This window comes from Amycolatopsis sp. (assembly GCF_036008905.1).
Taxonomy (GTDB): domain Bacteria; phylum Actinomycetota; class Actinomycetes; order Mycobacteriales; family Pseudonocardiaceae; genus Amycolatopsis.
This window is the reverse complement of record NZ_DASYMU010000164.1, coordinates 1-22898: the sequence shown is the minus strand read 5'-3', so window position 1 is coordinate 22898 and position 22898 is coordinate 1. Positions and strand designations below refer to the sequence as shown.

General features: G+C 68.6%; 19 protein-coding genes. 10 read left to right on the top strand and 9 right to left on the bottom strand.

Translation table 11 applies throughout. From position 1 onward, the window contains the following. Positions 1-107 precede the first annotated feature (107 nt). Both VGP60_RS28800 and VGP60_RS28795 read left to right on the top strand, forming a co-directional pair. Positions 108-998, top strand: coding sequence for a glycosyltransferase family 2 protein (locus tag VGP60_RS28800; protein WP_327551264.1), 891 nt, complete (start codon positions 108-110; stop codon positions 996-998). 44 nt (positions 999-1042) lie between these two features. After that, a complete protein-coding gene (locus VGP60_RS28795) occupies positions 1043-1975 on the top strand; it encodes an SDR family NAD(P)-dependent oxidoreductase (protein ID WP_327551263.1) in 933 nt (310 codons plus the stop codon). 43 nt (positions 1976-2018) lie between these two features. On the opposite strand, the gene VGP60_RS28790 is transcribed toward VGP60_RS28795, so the two are convergent. The 4 genes from VGP60_RS28790 to VGP60_RS28775 form a co-directional block, all read right to left on the bottom strand. After that, entirely contained in the window at positions 2019-2378 is a 360-nt protein-coding gene (locus tag VGP60_RS28790; RefSeq protein ID WP_327551262.1) for a DUF2304 domain-containing protein, read from the bottom strand. A gap of 1 nt (position 2379) precedes the next feature. Next, the gene (locus VGP60_RS28785) at positions 2380-3075 is read right to left on the bottom strand and encodes a glycosyltransferase family 2 protein (RefSeq protein ID WP_327551261.1); all 696 of its coding nucleotides are present in this window, start codon (positions 3073-3075) and stop codon (positions 2380-2382) included. A gap of 121 nt (positions 3076-3196) precedes the next feature. Continuing rightward, positions 3197-4078, bottom strand: coding sequence for a glycosyltransferase (locus tag VGP60_RS28780; protein WP_327551260.1), 882 nt, complete (start codon positions 4076-4078; stop codon positions 3197-3199). Positions 4079-4110: 32 nt separating this feature from the next. Next, positions 4111-6078 (bottom strand): DUF6541 family protein, encoded by a 1968-nt coding sequence (locus VGP60_RS28775; protein WP_327551259.1) that lies wholly within the window; start codon positions 6076-6078, stop codon positions 4111-4113. Positions 6079-6292: 214 nt separating this feature from the next. Between VGP60_RS28775 and VGP60_RS28770 the strand changes: the two genes are divergently transcribed. Next, complete coding sequence (locus VGP60_RS28770; protein WP_327551258.1) at positions 6293-7957, top strand: glycosyltransferase family 39 protein; 1665 nt, start codon at positions 6293-6295, stop codon at positions 7955-7957. Here the strand turns inward: VGP60_RS28770 and VGP60_RS28765 are convergent. Continuing rightward, positions 7954-9306 carry a hypothetical protein gene (locus VGP60_RS28765; RefSeq protein ID WP_327551257.1) on the bottom strand — a complete coding sequence of 451 codons (1353 nt, stop codon included), beginning with the start codon at positions 9304-9306 and terminating at the stop codon, positions 7954-7956. The genes VGP60_RS28770 and VGP60_RS28765 overlap by 4 nt on opposite strands. 224 nt (positions 9307-9530) lie before the next feature. Here VGP60_RS28765 and VGP60_RS28760 point away from each other — a divergent pair, with 224 nt between their 5' ends. Beyond that, positions 9531-10427 carry a glycosyltransferase gene (locus VGP60_RS28760; protein WP_327551256.1) on the top strand — a complete coding sequence of 299 codons (897 nt, stop codon included), beginning with the start codon at positions 9531-9533 and terminating at the stop codon, positions 10425-10427. Between the two features lie 7 nt (positions 10428-10434). Here the strand turns inward: VGP60_RS28760 and VGP60_RS28755 are convergent, their stop codons facing one another. Then, a complete protein-coding gene (locus tag VGP60_RS28755) occupies positions 10435-10917 on the bottom strand; it encodes a MaoC family dehydratase (protein ID WP_349256885.1) in 483 nt (160 codons plus the stop codon). Positions 10918-11605: 688 nt separating this feature from the next. Between VGP60_RS28755 and VGP60_RS28750 the strand changes: the two genes are divergently transcribed. Together VGP60_RS28750 and VGP60_RS28745 are read left to right on the top strand one after the other, a co-directional pair. Continuing rightward, positions 11606-12796 (top strand): nitric oxide synthase oxygenase, encoded by a 1191-nt coding sequence (locus VGP60_RS28750; protein WP_327551265.1) that lies wholly within the window; start codon positions 11606-11608, stop codon positions 12794-12796. A gap of 111 nt (positions 12797-12907) precedes the next feature. Further along, complete coding sequence (locus VGP60_RS28745) at positions 12908-13429, top strand: hypothetical protein (protein WP_327551254.1); 522 nt, start codon at positions 12908-12910, stop codon at positions 13427-13429. 86 nt (positions 13430-13515) lie between these two features. Here VGP60_RS28745 and VGP60_RS28740 read toward each other — a convergent pair whose 3' ends face one another. Beyond that, complete coding sequence (locus tag VGP60_RS28740) at positions 13516-14682, bottom strand: glycoside hydrolase family 3 N-terminal domain-containing protein (RefSeq protein ID WP_327551253.1); 1167 nt, start codon at positions 14680-14682, stop codon at positions 13516-13518. A gap of 125 nt (positions 14683-14807) precedes the next feature. On the opposite strand from VGP60_RS28740, the gene VGP60_RS28735 reads away from it, so the two are divergent. After that, positions 14808-16133: an amidase gene (locus VGP60_RS28735; RefSeq protein ID WP_327551252.1), complete on the top strand. Its 1326-nt coding sequence runs from the start codon at positions 14808-14810 to the stop codon at positions 16131-16133. Between the two features lie 57 nt (positions 16134-16190). Here the strand turns inward: VGP60_RS28735 and VGP60_RS28730 are convergent, their stop codons facing one another. After that, entirely contained in the window at positions 16191-17276 is a 1086-nt protein-coding gene (locus tag VGP60_RS28730) for a cell division protein DivIVA (protein ID WP_327551251.1), read from the bottom strand. Positions 17277-17435: 159 nt separating this feature from the next. After that, positions 17436-19439 carry an SDR family oxidoreductase gene (locus tag VGP60_RS28725; RefSeq protein WP_327551250.1) on the bottom strand — a complete coding sequence of 668 codons (2004 nt, stop codon included), beginning with the start codon at positions 19437-19439 and terminating at the stop codon, positions 17436-17438. Positions 19440-19717: 278 nt separating this feature from the next. Here VGP60_RS28725 and VGP60_RS28720 point away from each other — a divergent pair, with 278 nt between their 5' ends. From VGP60_RS28720 to VGP60_RS28710, 3 genes are all read left to right on the top strand, one after another. After that, positions 19718-20563 carry a Bax inhibitor-1/YccA family protein gene (locus VGP60_RS28720; protein WP_327551249.1) on the top strand — a complete coding sequence of 282 codons (846 nt, stop codon included), beginning with the start codon at positions 19718-19720 and terminating at the stop codon, positions 20561-20563. A 228-nt stretch (positions 20564-20791) separates the two neighbouring features. Beyond that, complete coding sequence (locus VGP60_RS28715) at positions 20792-21400, top strand: LppU/SCO3897 family protein (protein ID WP_327551248.1); 609 nt, start codon at positions 20792-20794, stop codon at positions 21398-21400. 165 nt (positions 21401-21565) lie between these two features. Next, positions 21566-22837 carry a YeeE/YedE family protein gene (locus tag VGP60_RS28710; protein WP_327551247.1) on the top strand — a complete coding sequence of 424 codons (1272 nt, stop codon included), beginning with the start codon at positions 21566-21568 and terminating at the stop codon, positions 22835-22837. Positions 22838-22898 lie beyond the last annotated feature (61 nt).

Below are 22898 nucleotides of genomic sequence, written 5' to 3'. Positions count from 1 at the left end.
CCAGTACGAGGGCGAATCCCCGGCACAACCAGGAACCACCTGGATCACGAATCCCATCGAACAGAACCACCAGACACGCCCCACCCGACGAGGAGAGACCTGACGTCATGACGACGATCGACATCATGTTGCCGTATTACGGTGACGTTGGCCTCATGCAGGACGCCGTGCGCAGCGTGCAGGCGCAGGAGGAGCAGGGCTGGCGGCTGACGGTCGTCGACGACACCGCCGAGCCGAGTGTCCCCGGCTGGTTCGACGCGCTGGGCGACGACCGCGTCCGCTACTTCCGCAACGAGCGGAACCTGGGAGTCACCGGGAACTTCAGCCGCTGCCTGGAGCTCGCCGAGTACGAGCTCATGGCGATGCTCGGCGCGGACGACCTGCTCCTGCCCAACTACGTGGGCACCGTGCTCGCCGCGTACCGCGAGCACCCCGGCTGCGGCATGGTCCAGCCGAGTGTCGAGGTGATCGACGAGCACGGCGACCCGGTCAAGGGACTGGCCGATGAGGTCAAGAAGCGGCTGTACCGGCCGAAAGTGACCGGTCGCAGGCTGATGGGTGGCGAAGAACTCGCCACGAGCCTGCTGCGTGGCAACTGGCTGTACTTCCCGGCGATGGCGTGGCGCACCGAGGCGATCAAGGCCGTCGGGTTCCGGCCCGAGCTGCGCACGACCCAGGACCTGGCACTGGAACTCGAGCTGATCGAACGCGGCGAGCAGATGGTGCTCGACAGCACTGTCGCTTTCCGCTACCGGCGTCATCTCGAGAGCGTGTCGTCGAAGATGGCGCTCGACGGCGACCGCTTCACCGAAGAGCGCGCGTTGTTCCTGTCGATGGCCGAACGGATGCGGGCCAAGGGCTGGAAGCGGGCCGCGCGGGCCGCGAGCGGGCACTCGGCGTCCCGGCTGCACGCGTTGACCCTGCTGCCCACGGCCATGCGCGGCGGGCAGCGCGATGTCGCGCGTGCGCTGGCCAAGCACGCCTTCGGGAACAGCTGAACCCCGAAGGGCGCCGGAACAGCTTGTCCTCTTAGGCTGGTCGCATGCGGGCATTGGTCACCGGCGGCGCCGGGTTCATCGGTTCGACGCTGGTTGATCGGCTGCTCCGGGAGGGTCACGAAGTCGTCGTCGTCGACGATCTTCGGCGTGGCCGCCGGGAGAACCTGGCTGCCGCCGGAGGCAATGACAGGTTCAAGCTCGTCGAGCTGGACGTGACGACTCCCGAGCTGACCGACGTCGTCGCCGAGGCGGCCCCCGAGGTCGTCTTCCACCTCGCGGCGCAGATCGACGTCCGGGTCAGTGTCACCGACCCGCTGCTCGACGTGCACTTGAACGTGGTCGGCACGGTCAACCTGGCCGAAGCCGCGCGCAAGGCGGGCGTGCGCAAGGTTTTGTTCGCCTCCTCGGGCGGTTCGATCTACGGCACGCCCGAAGAGCTGCCCGTCAGCGAAGCGGTGCCGATCAACCCGAAATCGCCGTACGCGGCCAGCAAGGTCGCGGGCGAGGTCTACCTCAACACCTATCGCCAGCTCTACGGCATGGAGTGCACCCACCTGGCGCTGGCCAACGTCTACGGCCCCCGGCAGGACCCGCACGGTGAGGCCGGTGTGGTCGCCATCTTCGCGGGCAGGTTGCTGGGCGGCCAGCCGACGAAGGTCTTCGGCGACGGCGGCAACACCCGTGACTACGTGTTCGTCGAGGACGTCGTGGCGGCCTTCGTCGCCGCGTCCGGCGAAAACGGTGGTGGCAAGCGCTACAACATCGGCACCGGCGTGCAGACCACGGATCGCGAGCTGCACTCGCTGGTGGCCAAGGCCGTCGGCGTGGCCGACGCACCGGAACTGGCGCCCGCGCGGCTCGGTGACCTGCGGGCGTCCGCGCTCGACGCCTCGGCCGCCCAGCGTGAACTGGGCTGGCGGCCCGAGGTCGACATCGCCGAGGGTGTGCGCCGGACCGTGGATTACTTCCGAGACTGACGCTGCCGGGACTGACGCTGCCGGGACAGACGCACGCGGTGGATCAGGCGTCCGAGGGTTCGGGCGCCTTCTCCTCGGGAACCGTGCTGTTCTGCAGTGCCACGGCCCGCACGAGCTTGGCGTAGCGCAGTTCCAGCTCCTTGAAGCGCAGGAACGTGTTGATGGTGGCGAAACCGAAGGCCACCACGAGGCCGTAGAGCAGAAGGTCGGTACCACGGCCGACGCCGACGAAGTTCGCGACTTCGCTGACCGCGTTCGGCAGCAGCACCGCGACCACGCCGAACACCATGAACACGGCGAAGCCGATCTTGACGCCGGCGGCGGTGTTGCTCTTGCCGTGATGGCGCAGGAAAAGCAGGATCAGCAGTACGACGGCCAGGATGAGCAGAATCTTGATCAGCATGTCAGCGCCTTGAACCCGTTCTCATAACACTGTCGAAGACAATGTTCACACCGTTGATGAGTGACTGGCCCTTGGCCATCGAGTACTCCGTGTACAGGATCGTCACGGACTCTTCGGCGACCTTCCAGTGATGGTGGTCGATCAGTTCGACGAACTCCGACGCGTGGCCCATCCCGTTGATGGTGATGTTCAACGTGTCGGCGACCGTGCGGTTGAACACCCGCAGCCCGTTGTGCGCGTCGGTCAGCCCCAGCCGGCGCGTGCGCGGGCTGAGCATCACCACGGTCTTGAGCACGAGCCGCTTGATCCACGGGATGTGGCTGGTGTCGGCGCCGGCGAGGAACCGGGTGCCGACGACGATGTCCAGCTCTTCGGCCTGCAGCCGCTTGAGCATGCGGACGACGTCGTCGACCTGGTGCTGGCCGTCGGCGTCGAAGGTGACGAAGTACTTGGCGCCCGGCCGCGACTTGGCGTAGCTGACGCCAGTCTGGATGGCGGCGCCCTGGCCGAGGTTCACCGGGTGGCGCACCAGGTGGGCGCCCGCCTCGTGGATCCGCTCGGCGGAGGCGTCGGCGCTGCCGTCGTCGACACAGACGATGTTAGGGAACGTCTGCCTGGCGTGCCGCACGACGTCCCCGATGACCTGGGCCTCGTTGTACACGGGAACGACCAGCCAGACATCGGACCACTCGGCCACAAAGTCCTCCAGGACAGTTAAATCATGACGAAGAATCATGGGGTCTTGCCGGAATCGAGGTTATTCCGCACGGGAAAAACAAGGAAAGTGTAGTTCCAGCCGTCCGGGCGCTCGTGTCCGGTCACGATCGGGCGGTCGTGGCGCCCGCCGGGAGGTAGTCCTCGCTGGTCCGGCCGCCGATACCGTCGCGCAGCCCGCTCGCCATCGCGCGCAGCCGCGCACCCCGCGGCTTTTCGTAGAGCGCGGTCAGCAGGACCCAGCGGACCATGATCAGGATCGACGTCAGGCTCCACATCGGCGCGCGGCGCACGTTCTCCTTCACCAGGATCACGCCGTTGCGGATCACCCAGTACAACCGCCACCGCGGGTGATGGGTGACGCGGACGTGCCCGGTCAGGAAGCGGTGCTCGCGGATTTCACCGAGGGAGTGCGGGAGCTTGATCGTCTTGTCCTGCACGATCCGCATCCCGGTGCGCCGCAGCCGCAGGCAGAAGTCCTGGTCGACGCAGTCCACGAAGAAGTCTTCGCGGAATCCGCCCAGTTCGTCGAGCAGCGTGCGCCGCACCACCATGCCGGAGGTGATCACCGCGTCCCTGTCGGCGACCTCGGCGCGCAGCGCGGTGCGCGGGTCGATGTACGACTCGCGCGTGGCGTCCCAAGGCGCGGGGGCTGCGGCACCGACCGTCGGGTCGGCCAGGTGCGCCGCGAGCCGTTCGACCAGTTCCCGCGTCAGCACCGAGTCCTGGTCGAGCAGCAGGACGGCCTCCGAATCGGCCGCGACCTCGCTCAGGCCCAGGTTGAGCGCGCCGGCGAGGCCGAGGTTGCCCTCAGGGCGCAGCACGCGGACGCGCTCGGGCAGCGCCCCGGCGAGCAGTTCCGATCCGCCCGGGGTGTTGTCCACGATCAGCACTTCGGTGCAGGCCGAGGCGGCCGCTTCGGCGACGGCGAGCAGCCGGGCGTCCGGGTGGTAGGCCGTCGCGATCGCCGTGATTCTGTCGGTCATCGCGGAATGCTCCCAGTTCCCATCGTGACCACTTAGCAGGCGGTCAGTTTGTAGAGCTTGAGGTCGCCGTCGGAATCGACCAGTTCGAACCCCGGCCGTCCGACGGGGTCCGCCAGCCCGGGGTAGTCCTTCACACTGGGGTTCGTCGGCATGAAGTGCAGGTTCCCCACGATGAGGTAGCCGACGCCGAGGTCCTTGGCGTCCCGGCAGACGGTCGGGTCTTCGGCCGCGTCGTCCAGGTGCAGGGCCAGGTAGTTCTGCTCGTTGCTCTTGGGCAGGCCCACATGGGGGAACAGCGACCGGCGGTCGATCAGGGCCCAGGTGAGGGCACTGCCGTCCCACGGGTTGCCCGCGACGACGGCGTCCGGCGGGATCTTGTCCTTGACCCGGCCGTAGAACGCCAGCTCGCGGGCGTCGACGAGGTTGCCCTTGGTCGAGTCGTCCTGGCCGGCGTAGATCTCCGAGACCGCGTTGCCGTGGACCTTGATGTACATGCCCTTGCCCGCGACGACCACGACCAGCGCGAGGACCAGGGTGAGCCCGAGCGCCGACGAGCCGAACTTGCCCAGCCAGGCCCGGTCGCCCTGGTTCAGCCAGTCCCGCAGCCGGTTCGCCACCTCCACGACCGCGAGTACGGCCAGCGGCACCCCGACGATCGGCAGCAGCGCCGCCGTCCGGAACGTGTCGTTGTACCAGTACCCGGTGATCGCCTGCGTGCGCGGCGAGTTGACCGACGCGGTGAGGATGAACAGGAACACGCTGGCGGCGAAGGCACCGATCAGCCAGCGCTGGTCGACCACCTTCCAGAGGAACACCACCCCGAGGATCACCACGGCCGAGATCACCCACAGCGTCGGACGGCCGTTGGCGGCGCCGAGCACGGCTTCACCGAACGCCTTCGACGAGCTTTCGATCGGCGGCCAGTAGTAGGTGCGCACTGCCTCGAACACCGGTGACGTCGCCGCGAACAGCCAGCCGCCGAGGAAGATCACCGCGGCAACGCCGAACCCGAGCACGCCGCGGGAGGTCCGGCCGTCGGCCCGCATCCGCAGCGCCCACAGGCCGATGCCGGTGAACACCGGGAACACCACGATCGCTATCAGGCTGAAGAGCGAGTTGGGATGCGCGAAGCCACCCGCGATCACGATGAACGGCACCATCAGCCAGGCCCTGCCCTTGCCGATGGCGTCCTCGCGCGCCAGCCCGGACAGCGACAGCGCGACGGCCACGCCGACCGGCACGAGGGCGAGCCCGAGGAGGTTCGGCCAAATCACGCCGAAGGCCATGAGCCCCCACGGGAAAGCGGTGAAGCCGAGGCTGAGGGCACCGGTGATGGCCATCGCCGGGAGCGAGCGGCCCGCGATCTGACGGACGAGGAGGACACAGCTCAGCGGCCAGATCACCACCGAAAGCACGGCGGTCAGCACGTTGGCGACCACCGGGATCGACGCGCTGGTGGTGAGCAGCACCATCGAGGCCAGGTCATGCCAAGCGGCCGGGTAGAACCCGGCCATGCCCGGGTTGCCCAGCGCGGCCAGTGTCAGCGACGAGGCGTCGTGGCTGTCTTCGATGTAGGCGAGCGCGTTGTAGTGGAAGATCGCGTCGTACGCCTGGGCGAGCCGCTCCGGGCTGCCCATGCCTCGGACGACGGTCAGCCCGCCGATCAGCAGCGCGGGGATCAGCCCGAGGAACGCCGTCAGGGTGACCGGCCGCGGGTCCGGCTGCTGGACCACGGTGAAGCGGCGGCGCAGCGCGAACGCCAGTGCCGCCGCGACCACGGCCACCGCCAGCGAGGTGATCAGCACCAGCGGGACGGACCAGGCGATGCCCAGCTTGCCGCCCACGACCGCGGTCATCGCGATGATCGCGACGCTGATCGTCGGCGCCACGGCCCACGCGGCGAGGCTCCGGAACCCGATCGCATAGCTGACCAGCAGGCCGGGAATCATTAACCAGCCCACGCAGACCAAAGCGACCGGGGCGACGTCGAGCCAGTTCATGTGTCCTCGTACTGGTGGCGGGGCAGGGCTCACGAAGTGTAGGAGTCCGGGCATCGCGCACTTCGGCGTGTGTCCATTTCGGCGCCGCGCGGGATGGGCCCGGGGTGACCGGCATCCCTTTTGGATAGGCTTCACCCATTGGTGGATAATCGCTTTCTACGTGCGGAGACATCGCCGATGGAGCTCGCAAAATTTGCGAAAGGACCCGATCCGAATGGCTGTCCCCGGGACGAACGCCGTTGCCCCGCCCGGTGTCTCCGCGACTGACGACCAGTTGCAAATGGGGGCGCGCGCGGGCAAGCCGGTGCAGCGGAGCCCGGCCGCGCGGGTGCTGCTCGCCGCGGCGGTCCTGCTCGGGGTGCTCGTGCCGGTGGTGCTGGCGGTGGTGACGGGCGGCCTGTCGATCCCGCACAACGACGCGTGGTCGTACAGCCGCATCGCGCAGACGTTCGGTCTCACCGGCCGGATCGAGTTGCTCGGCTGGAACCGGTCGGCTCTGTTCGGACAGTTCATGGTGCTGGGCCCGCTGGCCCGCTGGCTGGTCGCGCAGCAAGTCTTCGTGGCGTTGCTGGGCATCGTGGCGCTGGCGGCGGTCTACGACCTGCTCGTGTCGTCGCTGGGCCGGGCGCGGGCCGCGTTCGCCGTGCTGATCGTCGCGATCTGGCCGGGCTTCGGCCTGCTCGCCACGAGTTTTATGCCCGACGTGCCCGCGATGGCGGCGATGATGATCTGTCTCGCGGTCGGCCGCCGGGCGCTGCTCAGCGGGTCGACCTGGTTGCTGGCGGTGTCGACCGCGTTCGGGCTCTGGGGTTTCACGATCCGCGAGCAGGCGCTGGCGGCACCCGCCGCGGTGCTGCTGCTGGCCGCGGTGGCCGCCTGGCGGTCGCGGCGGAAACGCGACTGGATCGTGCTCTGCGTTACCGGCGCGCTCTTTTTGCTGGGAGCACTGGGTTTCGAGCTGTGGCGCCAGTCGTACGGCGCCGGTGACCCGCCGGTGCTGTCGGTGCCGTCGACCCTGCTGCAGCTCGGCGGCAGCGTCGTCGTCCGCGGATATTTCCTGCTGGCGCTGGGATTGGTACCGGCGGTACTGCTGGTCGCGCGCCCATGGCGCTGGGGTCGCTGGGCGATCCTGGGTTCCTTGGCGGCCTTCGCGGTCGCCGTCGCCGCGGTGCTCAGGTTCGGCGTGCAGGGCTTCTTCGTGGGGAACTACCTGGACCCGGCCGGGCCGTACTGGGGCGCGGGCAACGGGCGTCCCGCCACGATTTTCCCGCCACAACTGTGGATGCTGATCGTCGCGATCGCCTGCGGGTCGGGGGTGCTGCTGGCCGGCCTCGTCGTGCGGCGGCTGCGATATATCAACCCGGTGCTCGGGGTGTTCCTGACCTTGATGGTCGTCGGAAACGTCGGAAGCGCGCTTTCGGGGCAGAACCTATTCGACCGGTATTGGCTGCTGGCCATGCCGCCGCTGCTGGCGGTGGTGCTGTCCGAGCGGACGGCACCGGGGAACTCGGCTTTCGCCAGGGTCGCCGAACGGGTACCCGCCGTGGCCGCGCTGGCCGGGTTGGCCGCGGTCTCGCTGACGGTGACCGCCGCCGGTCTGGCCTACGACTCCGCGCGCTGGGACGCCGGGAACCGGTTGGTGGCCATGGGGATCCCGGCGGTCGACGTCAACGCAGGGCTGGAGTGGAACGGCTACCGGTCGGCGGTCGGCATGGTGCCGCCGGGATCGTGGACCTTCCCCGGCAGCAGTTCCTGTTTCATCGTGACCGTGGTGCAGCGGCCGGAGCGGCCCGAGGTGATGGTCCTGTCCTATCGGCCGCTGATCGTCGCCGGTACCGCCCGGCTGTGGGTTTACGACAACGGCTGCTCGGCGCCCTAGGAGCCGCTCAGCGCGTCGCGGGTTTCCTTCGCTGTGTCGTCCGCGGGCGCTCCGGTGCCGCGGGTCGAGCGCACGAGGACGAAACCCATCACGATCGCGACGGCGATGGGCCCGGCCGAGGTGGCCAGCACCGCCGAAGTGACCGGCTCGACGGGAAGCACGAACATCACCGTCATGGCGACCGCGCCGGTCAGGTAGGAGACCAGCACGGCCCGGTGCTGCCCGATCGCCAGCAGCGCGGGCTGGGTGACGTTCGTCGTCATGAGGAACAGCGTCCCGATGCCCAGCCCGGCCATGACCGCGCTGGACAGCGGGCGCTCGCCACCCAGGTCGACGTAGACACCGAGCAGCCACGGCCCGAGCACGGCGAGCATGAGGATGCCGAGCAGGCCGAGCACCACGCAGACGGCGGCCGTCCGCAATGTCTGCCGCCGCACCCCGCGCAGATCGCCCTGCGCCGCGTTCGCCGTCAGCCGCGGCAGGAGCATCGTCTGGAGCGGCACGAAGGCGAACATCGGCAGCCGGGTCAGCGTCACCGCGGCGGCGATCGCCGTGGCCACCACGGGAAGGGCCTCCAGCTTGGCGTTGATGACGACCGGGGGCAGGTTGACGATGGCCTGGCTGGTCAGGTTCGCGACCACGACCAGTACCAGCGCCGTGGAGACGCCGAACCGGATCTTGCCGGCGCCCGCAATCGACGGCGGAGTGCCCGACGGCGACAGCATCGCGCGGTCGCGGCCGCCGCTGATCCAGAGCAGCCCGGCGCCGAGCAGCGCCGCGAAGAACTGGCCCAGCACGAAAACCAGGCCGAAGACCCACGCGGAGTCGACGCCGAGCAGCCACAGCACGACACTCGGGATCAACCGGGACAGACCCTCGGTCGCCATGGTCGCGGAGTAGTAGCCGAACCGCTGGCTCCCGCCGAGCGCGCCGCGCACCACCGCGGCGCAGAACGCCGCGAACAGGCCGATGACGAGCTCCGCGGCGAGGTCCCAGTGCCCGCGCAGCGGACCGTTCACGAGGATCGGCGAAAGCGCCAGCAGCAGGACGGTCGCGGGCAGCAGCAGGCGGAAAGCCTGGCGTGCCATGACATGGACGACCGGCCCGGCCGGGCGGCCGAGCGCGCGCTCCTGGCTCACCGCGCGCGACATCTCCTGTTCGACGCCGCTGAAGACGCCGAGCGCGGCGGTGTTGACCAGGAAATAGAGGCTGGCGAGGGCGGCCACGCCCGGTTCGTCGACGCCCGAGCGGCTCACGATGCCGATGAACGCGACCCCGGAAAGGACCACCAGCGCGAGGCCCGCGCCGATCAACGGCATCGGGCCACGAAGGAAACTCAGACGGTGCATACCCAGCCTGTCGGTCGACGCTTGCGGGTCAGTGGTGACCGCGTGGACCACCTGATTTGTCGCCCGGAGCGACCATTGCAGCGTAGCGGACCCCGATGTGGCCGACTTGTCCCGTCAGGATGGTGGCCCGGCCCGGCGCACGGGCGGCCGTCTGTAGCATCGGTCCGGCCATGGTGGATGAGGAATGCCACCGTGTCGCCGATCTCGAGGAGCCCCGATCACCGATGGCTGAGCTTGTCATCACCGCGGTCGTCACCGCGTATCACCCGGACGAGCGGCTCGCCGCGGTGGTCGAGGTCGCGCTGGAGTCCTGCGCGGACGTCGTCGTCGTCGACAACACCCCGGCCGACTCGGCTTCGCTGTCCGAAAAGCTGACGGACGCCAGGGTCAACGTCCTGCGGCCGGGTCGCAACGGTGGGCTCGCCGGCGCGCTCAACACGGCGATGCGTGCGCTGGTGCCGGCCACCGAGGCCGTGCTCGTCCTCGACCAGGATTCCGTTCTCCCCGCCGGGCTGGTGCCTTCGCTCGCGGCGCACCTGGCCGATCCTGGCATCGGCGTGGTCGGTCCCACCCCGGTCGACGCGGTGGACGGCTCCACCTACGACCGCTTCGGCGTGGTCGGCAGCGCGCTCGTGGACCGCGACACGGTCATCACCTCGGGCATGATCGTCCGGCGCGGTGTCCTCGACGCAGCGGGCGGCTTCCGTGACGAGTTCTTCGTCGACTGGGTCGACAACGACTTCTGCCTCAAGCTCCGCCGCGACGGCGTCCGGATCGTGCAGGACACCGCGACCCTGCTGCCGCATTCCATCGGTGACCGGCGCGAGCACCGGATCGCCGGGCTCACGGTCAAGGTGCTCCGGTACTCGGCGTGGCGACACTACTGGATCACCAGGAACGGTCTCGTGCTGATCCGCGAGAACGTCTTCCGCAACCCGCGATGGTCGTTGCAGGCGATGCTCTACATCGGCCGCCAGGCACTGACGACAGTGGCGTTCGAACCGTCGCGCGGGGCCAATCTCAAAGCGATCCTTCGCGGTGTCGCCGACAGCCTGCTGAACCGGACGACACTCGCCTACCTCCCGGCGGGCGCCGAGTACCGGCCCGCCGCGAAGAAGTAGGCCGGATTCACCGCTCGCGCGAGCGCAGGATGTTCATCGCGGTGACGCGGAAAACGACGTCGCCGTCCTGATCGATGAGCTCCGCCAGCGTCCGCACGACACCTCTGTCGGGCTTCGAGCGGGATCGCTTGGCCTCGACGACCGTCGCCCGCAACCGCAGCGAATTACCGGGCCGGACGGGCTTGAGCCAGCGCAACTCGTCGACACCGGGACTGCTTAGGCTGGCCACCGTGGACAGATAGTGGTCCGCGAACAGGCGCATCATCAGGCTCGCGGTCTGCCAGCCACTCGCGATGATCCCGCCGAACGGCCCCTCGGCCGCCGCGGCCGGGTCGACGTGGATGCTCTGCGGGTCGTACTCGGTCGCGAAGTCGATGATCTGCTTCTCGTTCACCGTGAGGTCGGCGGCGAACTCGTAGACCGAACCGGGAAGGTAGTCCTCGAAGTAGCGCTCTCCGATGGGAACGGGAAACCTGCTGGATGACGCCATCTCACCTTTGACCTTCGCCCGGCGACCGGCCCGCTTGCCGGTCTTCGGAGCAGCCTGCCACAGGAATTCCCGCACCACCCGGGGAGTACCTCCGCGGAGGCGACCACGGGCGGTGATGGGACCTACCCGGTGAGCGATCCAGCCGGCCGGACCCGGCTACTCCGACTCGGTGAATTGCCGGGCCGGACCGGCGAACCGGGCACGACGGCTCACCGGTCCGCCATGATGGCGGACCGTGATCCGGCGTTGGGCCGTTTGCGCGGGACCGGGCGGCGCCGCCCGGTTGTTGTCGGGCTGCCGACAAGCGCCTGACAATGTCGGATCCCGCAGTTCACCGGCGAGTTCGTGGGGGTGGTCGGTGCCGCTATCACCCGTCGGGGGTGAAATAGGGGATCGGTTATGATGCTCCGTTTGTCCGATGTTCCGATAACGGCAGGAAATCCCTTTTGTGATCGCCGAAGTCGTGCCGGATATTGTGGATTATTAACCAGAAGTGGTTGCCAGGTAAGAAAAAAGTGACGTAGCTCTGCGTTAGATAAATGGATCTTTGCTGGTCCGAATGGGTAGCTGTCCTTGCCTGAAGTTGGGTTTTGACTCACGGTCTTTGGTGACAATGAGGTCGAAACGGTGTCAATGAGGGCGAAACAAGTCGGTGATCGACAGATTCTTCTCGATTTCCCCCGGCGATTTGTGTAAGGATGCGGCAGTGATTCTCCGGAACGCTTTGCGCCCGAAATGTGTCGACACTGATGAAGCGGAGGAGTTCCTTCGACTGTTTCAGACCGAGGACCCGGCCATGACCGACGATCGGTTGCGGGCGAGGATCGAGGAGGTCAAGGACGAGATTGCCGCCACGGGTTCGTACACCCACACGGCGGCGGAACTGGCTTTCGGGGCAACGGTCGCGTGGCGCAACTCGGCGCGCTGTATCGGGCGGTTGTACTGGCGTGGCCTGCGCATCCGCGATCGGCGGCAGGTGAGCGGAGCGCGGGCGATCGCGGCCGAGTGCACCGCGCATCTGCGGGAGGCCGGCCGCGACGGCCGGATCCGGTCCACCATAACGATCTTCGCGCCCGACACGGTGGCGGCGCCCGGGCCGCGGATCTGGAACGAGCAGCTGATCCGGTACGCCGCGTACCGGACTCGTGGCGATTCGGTGTGCGGTGACCGGCGCTATCTCGGCTTCACCGATCTGGTGCGGCAACTGGGGTGGACGCCGCCCGCCCGGCGCGGGCCGTTCGACGTCCTGCCGCTGGTGGTCGAGTCCGAGCCCGGCCGGCCGCGGTACTTCGAGCTGCCAGAGGACGCGGTGCTCGAGGTGCCGCTGAGCCATCCCGACCATCCGTGGTTCGCCGAGTTCGGCCTGCGCTGGCACGCGGTGCCGGCGATGAGCAACATGCGGCTCGAGATCGGCGGCGTCACCTACCCGGCGGCGCCGTTCAACGGCTGGTACATGGGCACGGAGATCGGCGCGCGGAATCTCGCCGACGCCGACAGGTACGACCTGCTGCCGTCGATCGCGGAGGGAATGGGGCTTTCCACGCGCTCGGAACGCACGCTCTGGCGCGACCGCGCGCTCGTCGAGCTGACACTGGCCGTGCAGCATTCGTTCGACACCGCCGGGGTGACGATGGCCGATCACCACACGGAGTCCCGCCGGTTCCTCACCCATCTCGCGCGGGAGGAGGACGCCGGTCGCGCGTGCCGCGCCGACTGGAGCTGGATCGTGCCGCCCGTCTCCGGTAGCCAGAGCCCGGTTTTCCACCGGTACTACGACGAACCCGACGCTTCGGTCCGCCCGGCCTTCCTGCCCGCCGAGCCCATCGGGCTGCCCGCGGTGATGCCGGACGTTGCCGCGCAACGCTGTCCGTTCCCGTAGCGCGACTACCAACCGTAGCCGGTCGCGCCGGACCTCGTCGCTCTGCGAGGTCACGTAGGGTTTGTCCGGCGAGCCCATGATGAGGACCAGCGGCGGCACGGAGGCATTCGCGTGAAACTCCCCACCTCGCTCGAGGAGACGGTTCAGCTGCGGGCGGTCCCGGCCGCCGAACCCGTCGCCGAACCGGTGCTCGACCAGCCGGTGCACGGGGAGCTGCCGCCGGAACCCGGCGCACATCGCCAGGCCACGCCCTTGGACAAGCGCAAGCAGGTCGTGCTGGGGGCGGCCGCCGCGTTCGTGGTGCTGGCCGTGGGCGGTGTGGTCCTGTTCGGCGGCTCCGGTGGGAAGGGCGACGAACCCGCGTCCGGTCAGCCGGCCCCGGCCGTCGTGGCCCCGCCGACGTCGAGCACCGGCGAGCCGACGCCGTCCGCGGCAGCGGGAACGCTCGCCGTGCCCACCACTAAGCCGGTCGCCTCGGCCGAGGTGCGCGCCGAGCAGAAGGCACCCGCGACGACGTCTTCCTCGGCCTCGAAGCAGGCGAAGGCGTCCGAATCGGTCGACCCGACGGCCGCCGCGCTCAGCTCGTTCTTGCAGGAGTTCGAGGAGAAGTACGGCAAACCGTCGCGTCGCTGACGTTCCTGCCGGACGTTCCGCTGGCGAGGTGGCTCGTGAGTGGCAACAAGTGTTCTAACACTCGTAGCCACTCACGAGCCACCCACCTAGCCGCAGGCTTTTTTGGCCGAGAGCACCCGGGTCGCGGATTCGCGAACCTGCGTGTCGGGCAGTTTTCCCGTGGTCACGGCGTTTTCCAGCTTGTCGAGCACCTCGTTGACCCGGTCCCCGGACGACCACAGCGCCTGGTCCGCGCCGGCCTGCAGGGCGATCAGTACCGCGTCGGGAAGCTCGTAGCGATCCGAAACCGCTTTCATGGCACCGAGATCGTCGGTGATGATCGGGCCGGTGAAGGCGTAATCCTTACGCAGCAACTGATACGTCGCCGGGGAGAGTGAAGCGGGCGCGTCTCCGGTGAGGTCGGGCACCTGGATGTGGCCGACCATCACCCCGGCGCGGCCGTATTCGGTGATGCGCTGGTACGGCACCAGGTCCAGCTTCCGCAGGTCGGCGAGCGGCGGAGTCTTCACGAGCCCCTTGTGCGAATCGCCGTCCGCGTGGCCGTGGCCGGGGAAGTGCTTCAGCACCGGCTGGACGCCGGATTCCTCGAGCCCCGCGGCGAACGCCATCGCGTAGTTCCGGACGACCTCGGGATCGTTCGAGAACGACCGGTCGCCGATCACCGAGCGGTCCGGCTGGTCGCTGACGTCGGTGTCCGGCCCGTAGTCGACGGTGACGCCACGGACGTTCATCGCCCGGCCCCGGGTGCGGCCCAGCTCACGGACCCGCTCGACGCTCATGGTCCGCGCCAGTACCCGTGCGCTCGGCATCGATCCGTCGAGCTCGTCGATGCGCTGGACCCGGCCGCCCTCTTCGTCGATCGCGACCGACACCGGGATCCGTGCGACCTGCTGAACCTGCGCGAGTGCGTTGTCCTGCAACAACTCCGTGTCGTTGCCGCCGAGGAAAACGCCGCCGACCTGGTGTGCGCGGACGATGTTGACGGCGTCCTTCGCGCTGCTCGGATCGACCCCGACGACAAGCAGCTGCGCGAGCCGATCGCGAAGCGTCAACGACGAAACGAGGCCCTCGCAGGTGGCCGGAACCGGTGCGGCCTTGGGCGGAAGCGGTTGTCGCGACGCGGGTGCGCCGCTGGGCGCCCGCGGAGCCGCGATGGGGGTGCCCGGTTCGGTGTCGTCCCGGAGCGTCGCCACCAGGATCGAACCCGCCACCAGCGTGACCAGCAGCAGCGTGGTCACCTTCGCTTTGGTCACGACAGGGGGTCCGAGGCAGGCGAGCACATGGGCCCCAGCTTACGTTGCGCCCGGCCAAGGACAGCGTGCCAGCATCGCCATCTGTCGACAGATGGCGATCCGAGCGGCGGGTTAGAGTTCCGGCTATGGCGCTGACGGCGAGTGAGCTGGCGAAAGCTGTTCGGGCGGGAGAACTGGACCCGGTGCAGGTGACCAAGGACGCGCTGGCGCGGATCGACGCGGCCGACGCGGTGGTCGGCGCGTTCCGGCGGGTTCGCGCGGAGGAGGCCCTCGCCGAAGCGCAGGCGCTCAAGGACCGCGCGGACCTCGCGGAGCTGCCGCTGGCCGGGGTGCCGGTCGCGGTCAAGGACGTGACCGCGGTCGCCGGCGAGTACGCCGAGTGGGGTTCGCGGGGCGGTGACCAGGAACTCGCCGCCGCCGACGGGGTGATCGCCGCCCGGCTGCGCGCCGCGGGCGCGGTGATCGTCGGGTTGTCGCGGGTGCCGGAGCTGTGCATCTGGCCGATGAGCGACACGCCGTCCGGAATCGCCAGAAACCCTTGGGACCCAACGTATGTCTCGGGCGGTTCGTCCGGCGGGAGTGCGGCCGCGGTCGCCGCCGGGATGGTGCCGTTCGCCCACGGCACCGACGGGCTCGGCTCGGTCCGGCTGCCCGCCGCGATGTGCGGGCTGGTCGGGATCAAGCCGGGTTACGGCGTCGTGAAGGACGAAACCGAGGGCTGGTTCGGCATGTCCGAGCACGGCTCGCTCGCGACCACCGTCGCCGACGCGGCCCTGCTGCTGGGCGTCCTCGCGCAACGGCCGGACCTGGCGGAACTCGTGGCACCGGGCAACCTTCGCATCGCGACGTCGACGCTGGTGCCGCTCACCAGGGCACCCGTCCCGAAGCAGCTGACGGCCGCGGTCGACCTCGTGGGGACCCTGCTCGACGGTGCAGGGCACACCGTCCAGACCGCGAGCCCGCGCTACGGCACCGCGACCTTCGCCATCCTCGCGCGCTGGTTCGCCGGACCGGCCGAGCAGGCCGAGGACTTCGACGACGCGCTCCTGCAGCCCCGCACGCGCACCCACGTCCGCCTCGGCCGTGTGGTGCGGCGCGCCGGACTGGTTCGCGAGAGCGCGAAGCAGCGCTGGATCGCGCGTGCCGAGGAGTTCTTCGCCGAACACGACGTGCTGGTGACGCCGACGCTGGCCACGTTGCCCCCGAAGGCGCGCCGCTGGCATGAGCGCCGGTGGCTGCCGAACGTGGTGCCCGCCATCCGCGTCGCGCCTTACCCGGGGGTGTGGAACCTGGCGGGCTACCCGGCGATGTCGGTGCCCGTCGGGCAGCACTCGTCGGGCCTGCCGATCGGTGTGCAGCTCGTGGCCGCTCCAGGCGGCGAAGCGCGGCTGCTCGGCGTCGCCGCCCAGCTCGAAGCCCTGCACCCTTGGCGACGCACAGCCACCATGTAGCGCAAAAAACCGGCGGGACCTCTCGTACGAAAGGTCCCGCCGGTTTTTGAACCCGGGTCAGGAGTTGGAGTTGGCCTTCTCCGGAGCGGGCTTGTGGCCGTTCGGCGTGGGGCTCGGCTTCTGGATGCCCGGCGCCTTCATCTGCAGGGTCATCTCCGAAGCGGCCTTCGAGTCGGCGTCGGCGGCCTTCTTCTCGGCGACGGCGGCAGCGGACGGAGCGGGCTCGTCGCCCCCGACCAGCTTCGAAGCCGCGGCGATGCCGGACTCCTCGCGGAGCGGGACCAACGCCGCTTCGGACGCCTTGAGGACCTCATCGGCCTCGCGGAGGCTCGCGCGGGCCTGCTCGCGGAGTTCGGCGAGCCGCTCGACCCGGCGGGTCGCTTCGGTGGTCCGCTGCGCGGCGGTGGTGGTGGCCTCGTCCAGGCGGCGCTTGGCTTCCGCGGTGGCTTCGTCGAGCCGGCGCTTGGCCTCGGCGGTGGCTTCGGCGATGCGACGCTCGGCCTGGTTCTTGCTCGCCTGGTGCTGGTCGGCGATCTGCTTCTCGAGCGTGGCGCGCTGGGCGGCCATGGACGTCTCGAACTCGCGCTCGATGGACCGGCGCTTCCGCTCGGCTTCGGCGTCCATCGTCTCGCGACGCTGAGCCGCCTCGACGGTCAGCTTCTGCACCTCGGCCCGCGTGGACTTCAACGCGTTCTCGTGCTCGGCGTGCAGCGCGTCGGCCTGGACGTCCAGGTCGTCGATCAGCTTCTGGTAGCGCTCACGCAGCTTCGTCGAGACCTCTGTCGACTCCGCCCAGTGCTTCTCGGCGGCGACCTCCGCGCGGGTGGTGATCTCCTCGGCGCGCGCGTTGGCGAGGGTCGCCGTGCGCTGCATGCGCTCGTCGAGGTCCTCCAGCCGCTCCGGTGGTTTCTTGAGTTCCTCGATCCGCGCGCCCAGCTTGGTCATCTCGCGGCGCGAGTTTTCCAGCTCACGCGACAAAGTGCTCGCCTGAGCCATCGCCGCGTCGCGGTCGGTCATGATCCGCCGAAGATGCGCCTCGAGGTGATCGAGGTACTGGCGCACCTCGTTGCGGTCGAAGCCGTGCCACACCTGGGCATACTCACGGCGCAGGGGAAGTAAGCCGTTGTCGCGCTCGGAAACCATGGGCCCGACGGTACCTGCGTACCCGGTGTCGCCGACGTCAGGCTTCGTTAATTATCGTCGCGTTTTCACCCTCACCTGGTGATCAGTGCCTGTCCGGTCACCATCGCGATCGCTCTGTGTGACCAAAACAACATCACCAACGTAGTGTCACCGAAAACCTCACCAATGGAAACCACGGCTGATCTTGGCGAGCGCCATCGCGGCCTTGGAAAGGTGCACCTCGCCCTTGCCGATCTTCAGCCCGCCACTGCCACCGGCGGCCGCGGAGTCGGGGAAGATGCGGAAACCCTGGTACGCCATGGCATCGGTGACCCCGGGCAGCAGCGTGTAGGCGACACCGATCGCCTGTCCCATCGGCGTCCCGATGTGCTTCGGGCGCTCCTTGAGCGCCTTCATCACCATGTCGGCGGCCTGCTCGGGCGACTTCGTCGGGAAGGCGTCGTAGATCTTGGTCGGCCGGATCATCGGCGTGCGTACCAGCGGCATGTGGATCGTGGTGAAGGTGATCCCGTCGCCGTGGGTCTCGGTCGCGGCGATCCGCGAGAAGTAGTCGAGTGCCGCCTTCGACGCCGCGTACGCCGAGAACCGGGGCGCGATGCCCTGCACGCCGATGGACGACACGTTGACGATATGCCCGAACTTCCGCTCGGACATATGCGGCAGCACCGCCAGGATCAGCCGGACCGCGCCGAAGTAGTTGATCGCCATCGCGCGCTCGTAGTCGTGGAACCGGTCGTAGGACAGCTTGATCGAGCGCCGGATCGAGCGCCCGGCGTTGTTCACCAGCATGTCGATCCGGCCGTGCTCGGCGAGCATCGCGTCGACCGCCTTGTGCACCGAGTCCTCGTCGGTCAGGTCGGCCGGGTACACCGACGCGCTGCCGCCGGCCGCGATGATCTCGTCGCGCACCTCTTCGAGCTCGTGCTGGCGGCGCGCGACGAGCAGCGGGATGCCACCCTCCGCGGCGACGCGCAGTGCCGTGGTCCGGCCGATGCCCGAGGACGCGCCGGTGATGATCACGCGGCGGCCATCGAGCTCACCGCGCGGGCCGTGCTTGCGGGCGCGGAACGGGTCGAGGTGCTCACGCCAGTAGCGCCACAGCGTGGGCGCGTAGTCCTCCAGGCGGGGGATCTCGATGCCCGAGCCCGCGAGTGCCTTGCGCGTCGACGCCGAGGAGAACACGGACTCGAAGGCCATCGTCTCCAGCAGCACCGGCGGGATGCCGAGCCGGTCCAGCACGGCGTCACGGGCGAGGGTGAACCCGGGGATGTGCTCGCTCAGCTTGATCAGCGAGACGATGCCCTTGGACACGCCCTGGTTGAGCTCGGCGGTGATCGTCGGTGCCCCGGCGGCCTTCGCGAAGGCGTTGTAGACCGAGATGACCGACTGCGGCTCCGGGTTGACCAGGTGGAAGGTGCGCCCGTCGAGGCCGTCCTTCGTGGCGAGTTCGAGCAGTGCCTTCGCCACGTAGTCGACCGGGACGACGTTGGAGTCGCCGAGGTCCGGGCCGATGATCGGCACGTTGGGCAGCGACGCGAGCCTGCTGATCGCGGGGAAGAGGTAGTACGGGCCGTCGATCTTGTCCATCTCGCCGGTCTGCGAGTGCCCCAGCACGACCGCCGGGCGGTAGATCCGGAACGGCACCTCGGTCTGGTCGCGGACGAGCTTCTCGGCCTCGAACTTGGTGCGGTGGTACGGCGTGACCAGGCGCTGGCCGACGTCGAACATGTCCTCGGTGTACATGCCTTCGTGGTCACCGGCGACCGCGACCGAGGACACGTGGTGCAGGCGACCGGCCCGGATGTCCGCGGCCAGGTCGATGACGTGCTGGGTGCCTTCGACGTTCGCGACGATGCTGGCTTCGTCGTCGGCGGTGAGGTCGTAGAGCGCGGCGAGGTGCACGACGTTGTCGACGTTCCCGCGCAGCTCGTCACGGACCTGCTCGCTCACGCCGAGGCCCGGCGCCGAGATGTCCCCGGTGACCAGCTTGACGCGCTCCGGATGCGGCCATTGGTTGACCAGCGCGGTCAGCCGGGGCCGGGACGATTCGCGGACGAGCAGCGAGACACTGCCGGTGTCTTCGCGGGCCAGCAGCAGTTGCGTGAACTGGCGCCCGATCAAACCCGTCGCGCCGGTCACGAGATAAGTGGCCTTGTCAGCCATGTAACTGCCTTTCGCCGCCTTCGACACCCTGGGAACCCCGAGCATTGTTCTCACTGGGATTGTGCTGCATCGGGACTGTGATGAACACAGTCCCGTACGCAAGTTACCGCTCGGTTCGCTGGTGGCGCGGTTTTGCCACGCTCGAGGTCGGCAGGGCATACGGTATGTCGGCGGACTCGGCGCGCCAGGAAGGGTAAAGTCGCCTTTACCCGACGGGAACCGGCTGGCGCACGCGGTCGTTAACCCGATGCAGGTGATGGTAGATCCAGGAGGATCAGGTGCGTTCCACAAGCAACCCGGCGTTCCGCAACTTGCCGAAAGGCAATGTGGCGTACGGCCAGTACGGGTCAAACGTAGGCTTCAACCAGCCCCAGGGCGGAGTGCCCGGCTACGGCCCGGGTCAGACTCAGTCCGGTGCTGCCGACCGCCCGATGACCGTCGACGACGTCGTCATCAAGACCGGCATGAGCCTGGGGGTCGCGCTCGTCGTCGGTGTCATCACCGCGATCTGGGCGAACAGTCAACTCACGGTCAACAGGCTCGGCGAGGTCACCGGGGTTTCGGGTGCGCTGATCGGCGCGCTCATCGGCGGCATGCTCGTCGGTCTCGGTCTTTCGCTGTTCATCATCTTCAAGCAGAAGGCCAGCGGCCCGCTGACGCTCGCGTACTCCGCGGCCGAAGGTGTGTTCCTGGGCGCGATCACCGCGGTGTTCGAGATCCTCTTCCCGGGTATCGCGCTGCAGGCGATCCTCGGTACCGCGGGTGTCTTCGTCGCGATGCTGGTGGTCTACAAGACCGGCGCGGTGAAGGTCACGCCCAAGCTGACCAAGTGGATCATCGGCGCGACCGTCGGCGTGGTCATCCTGATGCTGATGAACCTGCTGCTCGGCGCGTTCGGCGTCAACATGGGCATCCGTGACGGCGGTCCGCTGGCGATCATCTTCAGCCTCGTGGTCATCGGCATCGCGGCGTTCAGCTTCCTGCTGGACTTCGACATGGCCGACAAGATGATCCGCGAGGGCATGCCCTCGAAGTGGGCCTGGTACTCGGCGTTCGGCCTCATGACCACGCTGGTCTGGCTGTACCTCGAGATCCTGCGCCTGCTGTCGTATTTGCGCGATTAAGGTTCGATCTCTGCCAAGGACGATGGACGCTCCGTAACCAAACGGGGCGTCCATCGTCCTTTTTGCGCTCCAACGAGGGGTCGCTGACCGGAGAGTCTCACTGTGTGTGTTGGATGAGCCAGATCACATCCCTTTCACCTTTGCGAGGTTCTCGTGAGCGTTCCCCCTCCGCCGGTCCCTGGGGGCCAGCCGCCGGTGGGTCAACCGGATCCGTACGGTCCGCCGCCCGTGGCGCAGCAGCCCGGTGCCGGCGCGCCGCCCGAGGGTTACGAGCCGCCGCCCGGCACGCCTCCGGGCTACGGCCCGCAACCCGGTGTGCCGCAGCAGCCGCAGCCGAAGAGCACGCTCCGGTTGCTGCGCATCCTGTTGCCGATCCTCGTGGTCGTCATCGGTGGCGTGTTCGCGGTCGTCAACTACACCAAGTCCCCGGACAGCTCCAAGGTCGGTGACTGCCTTTCCGTGGTGGAGTTCAAACAGGGCGCCGAGCCCGACAAGGCCGCGTGCGACGATCCGTCGGCGAACGTCCGCATCGCGGTGAAACTCGACGAGAGCAAGGGTTCCTGCCCCGAGGGCATGTACGACGAGTACTCGGTCACCGGGAGCGCGTCGTACAAGCTTTGCCTCATGCTCAACGCGAAGCAGGGTGACTGCTTCAGCGACATGACCTCGGAAACCGCGGGCTACAAGAAGATCGCCTGTACCGATCCGACGGCGGAGGCCGAAGTCCTCAAGGTCGTCGACGCGCCCACGGACCAGTGCGAGGGCACCGAAGCCAATGCTTCGGCGACCTACTCCGAGCCCGCGACCACGGTCTGTCTCAAGATCAAAGAAGGCTGATTTCTCCGTAGCCGCTGACCGGCCGGGCCACTTGCGTCGCAGGAGGCTCGGCCGTTCGGCCGTAGGGCTTCACCCGAATCCCACAGTGTGCGACGAGGTGTCATCGGCCGGTCACGCGCCATAACCTGGATCGTCCTGCTCGGATGATCACGTTATGGAGTCCTCGTGACCGCGTCGACCGATTCCCGCCCCGGTGACAACAAGTTCCTTTCCTTCCCCACTTCCTGTGCCGCTCCCCAGCCGGAGCCCGAAGAGCCTGTCCGCGTGGTGCCGCTGGCCGTCGCCGCCGCGGGATCGGTGGGTTTGACCTGGTACGTCTGGGCTTCCTACGGCGGCAAGTTCGGTGCGCTGCTCGCGCTCGGACTCGGGCTCGGCCTGGCGCTGTTCCACTCGCGGTTCGGCTTCACCTCCGCGTGGCGCCAGCTCATCGCGGTCGGCAACGGCCAAGGCCTCCGTGCCCACGCCCTGCTCCTCGGTACGGCCGCGACGCTGATCGCGCTCATCGCGTCGACCGGGATCGGGCTCTTCGGCTCCACGCCCGTCGCGACGGCCGGTCCGATCGGGCTGCCGCTGTTCGTCGGCGCGGCGGTGTTCGCGGTCGGCATGCAGCTCGGCGGCGCGTGCGCGTCGGGGACGCTGTTCGCCGTCGGCGCCGGGCAGTCCACGGTGGTGCTGACACTGGGCGGTTTCATCACCGGCTCGGTGCTCTACACCTGGGGTTATCCGCTGTTCACCGGCTGGCCGCAGGTCAACGGTTTCCTGCTGTCAAAGCATGTCGGCTGGTTCGGTTCGTGGGCGATCACCATCGCCGTGCTGCTCGGGATCGTGCTGCTGACGCGGGCCGTGCAGGCCCGGCGCAACCCGCCTCCGGTCGACGTCGTGCCCACGGCCAAAGGCTTCGCCAGGGTGTTCCGCGGTTCGTGGCCGGTGCTGGTCGGCGCGGTCGTGCTCGCGGTGCTCGCCGCCGCTGTTTTCCTTGTCTCCGGCGGAACCTGGGGCGTCACGTTCGCCTTCGCCTTGTGGGGAGCCAAGTTCCTGCAGCTGCTCGGCCTGCACCCGGAGACCTGGGAGTTCTGGCAGACCACCGCCAACGCCAAGTCGCTCGCCGGTCCTATTTGGACGGACAAGACCAGTCTGACCGACATCGGCATCATCCTCGGCGCGGCGGTGGCGGCGGCCGCGGCGGGCGCGTGGAAGATCCACAGCCAGATCCCGTGGCGTACCGCGGTGGCCGCCGTGCTCGGCGGGATCCTGATGGGCGTCGGCGCGCGGCTCGCCGGTGGCTGCAACATCGGTGCGTACCTGGCTGGGATCTCGACCGGCAGCCTGCACGGCTGGCTCTGGGGCGTCTTCGCCCTCGGCGGCACCTGGGTCGGCCTGAAACTGCGCCCCCTCTTCGGCCTGGCGAACCCGAAGGTGACCGACGGAGTGTGCTGACCGGCGCGGCTGTGGAGGTGGGTCGTGAGTGCGTAACAGTGTTCTAACACTGTTACGCACT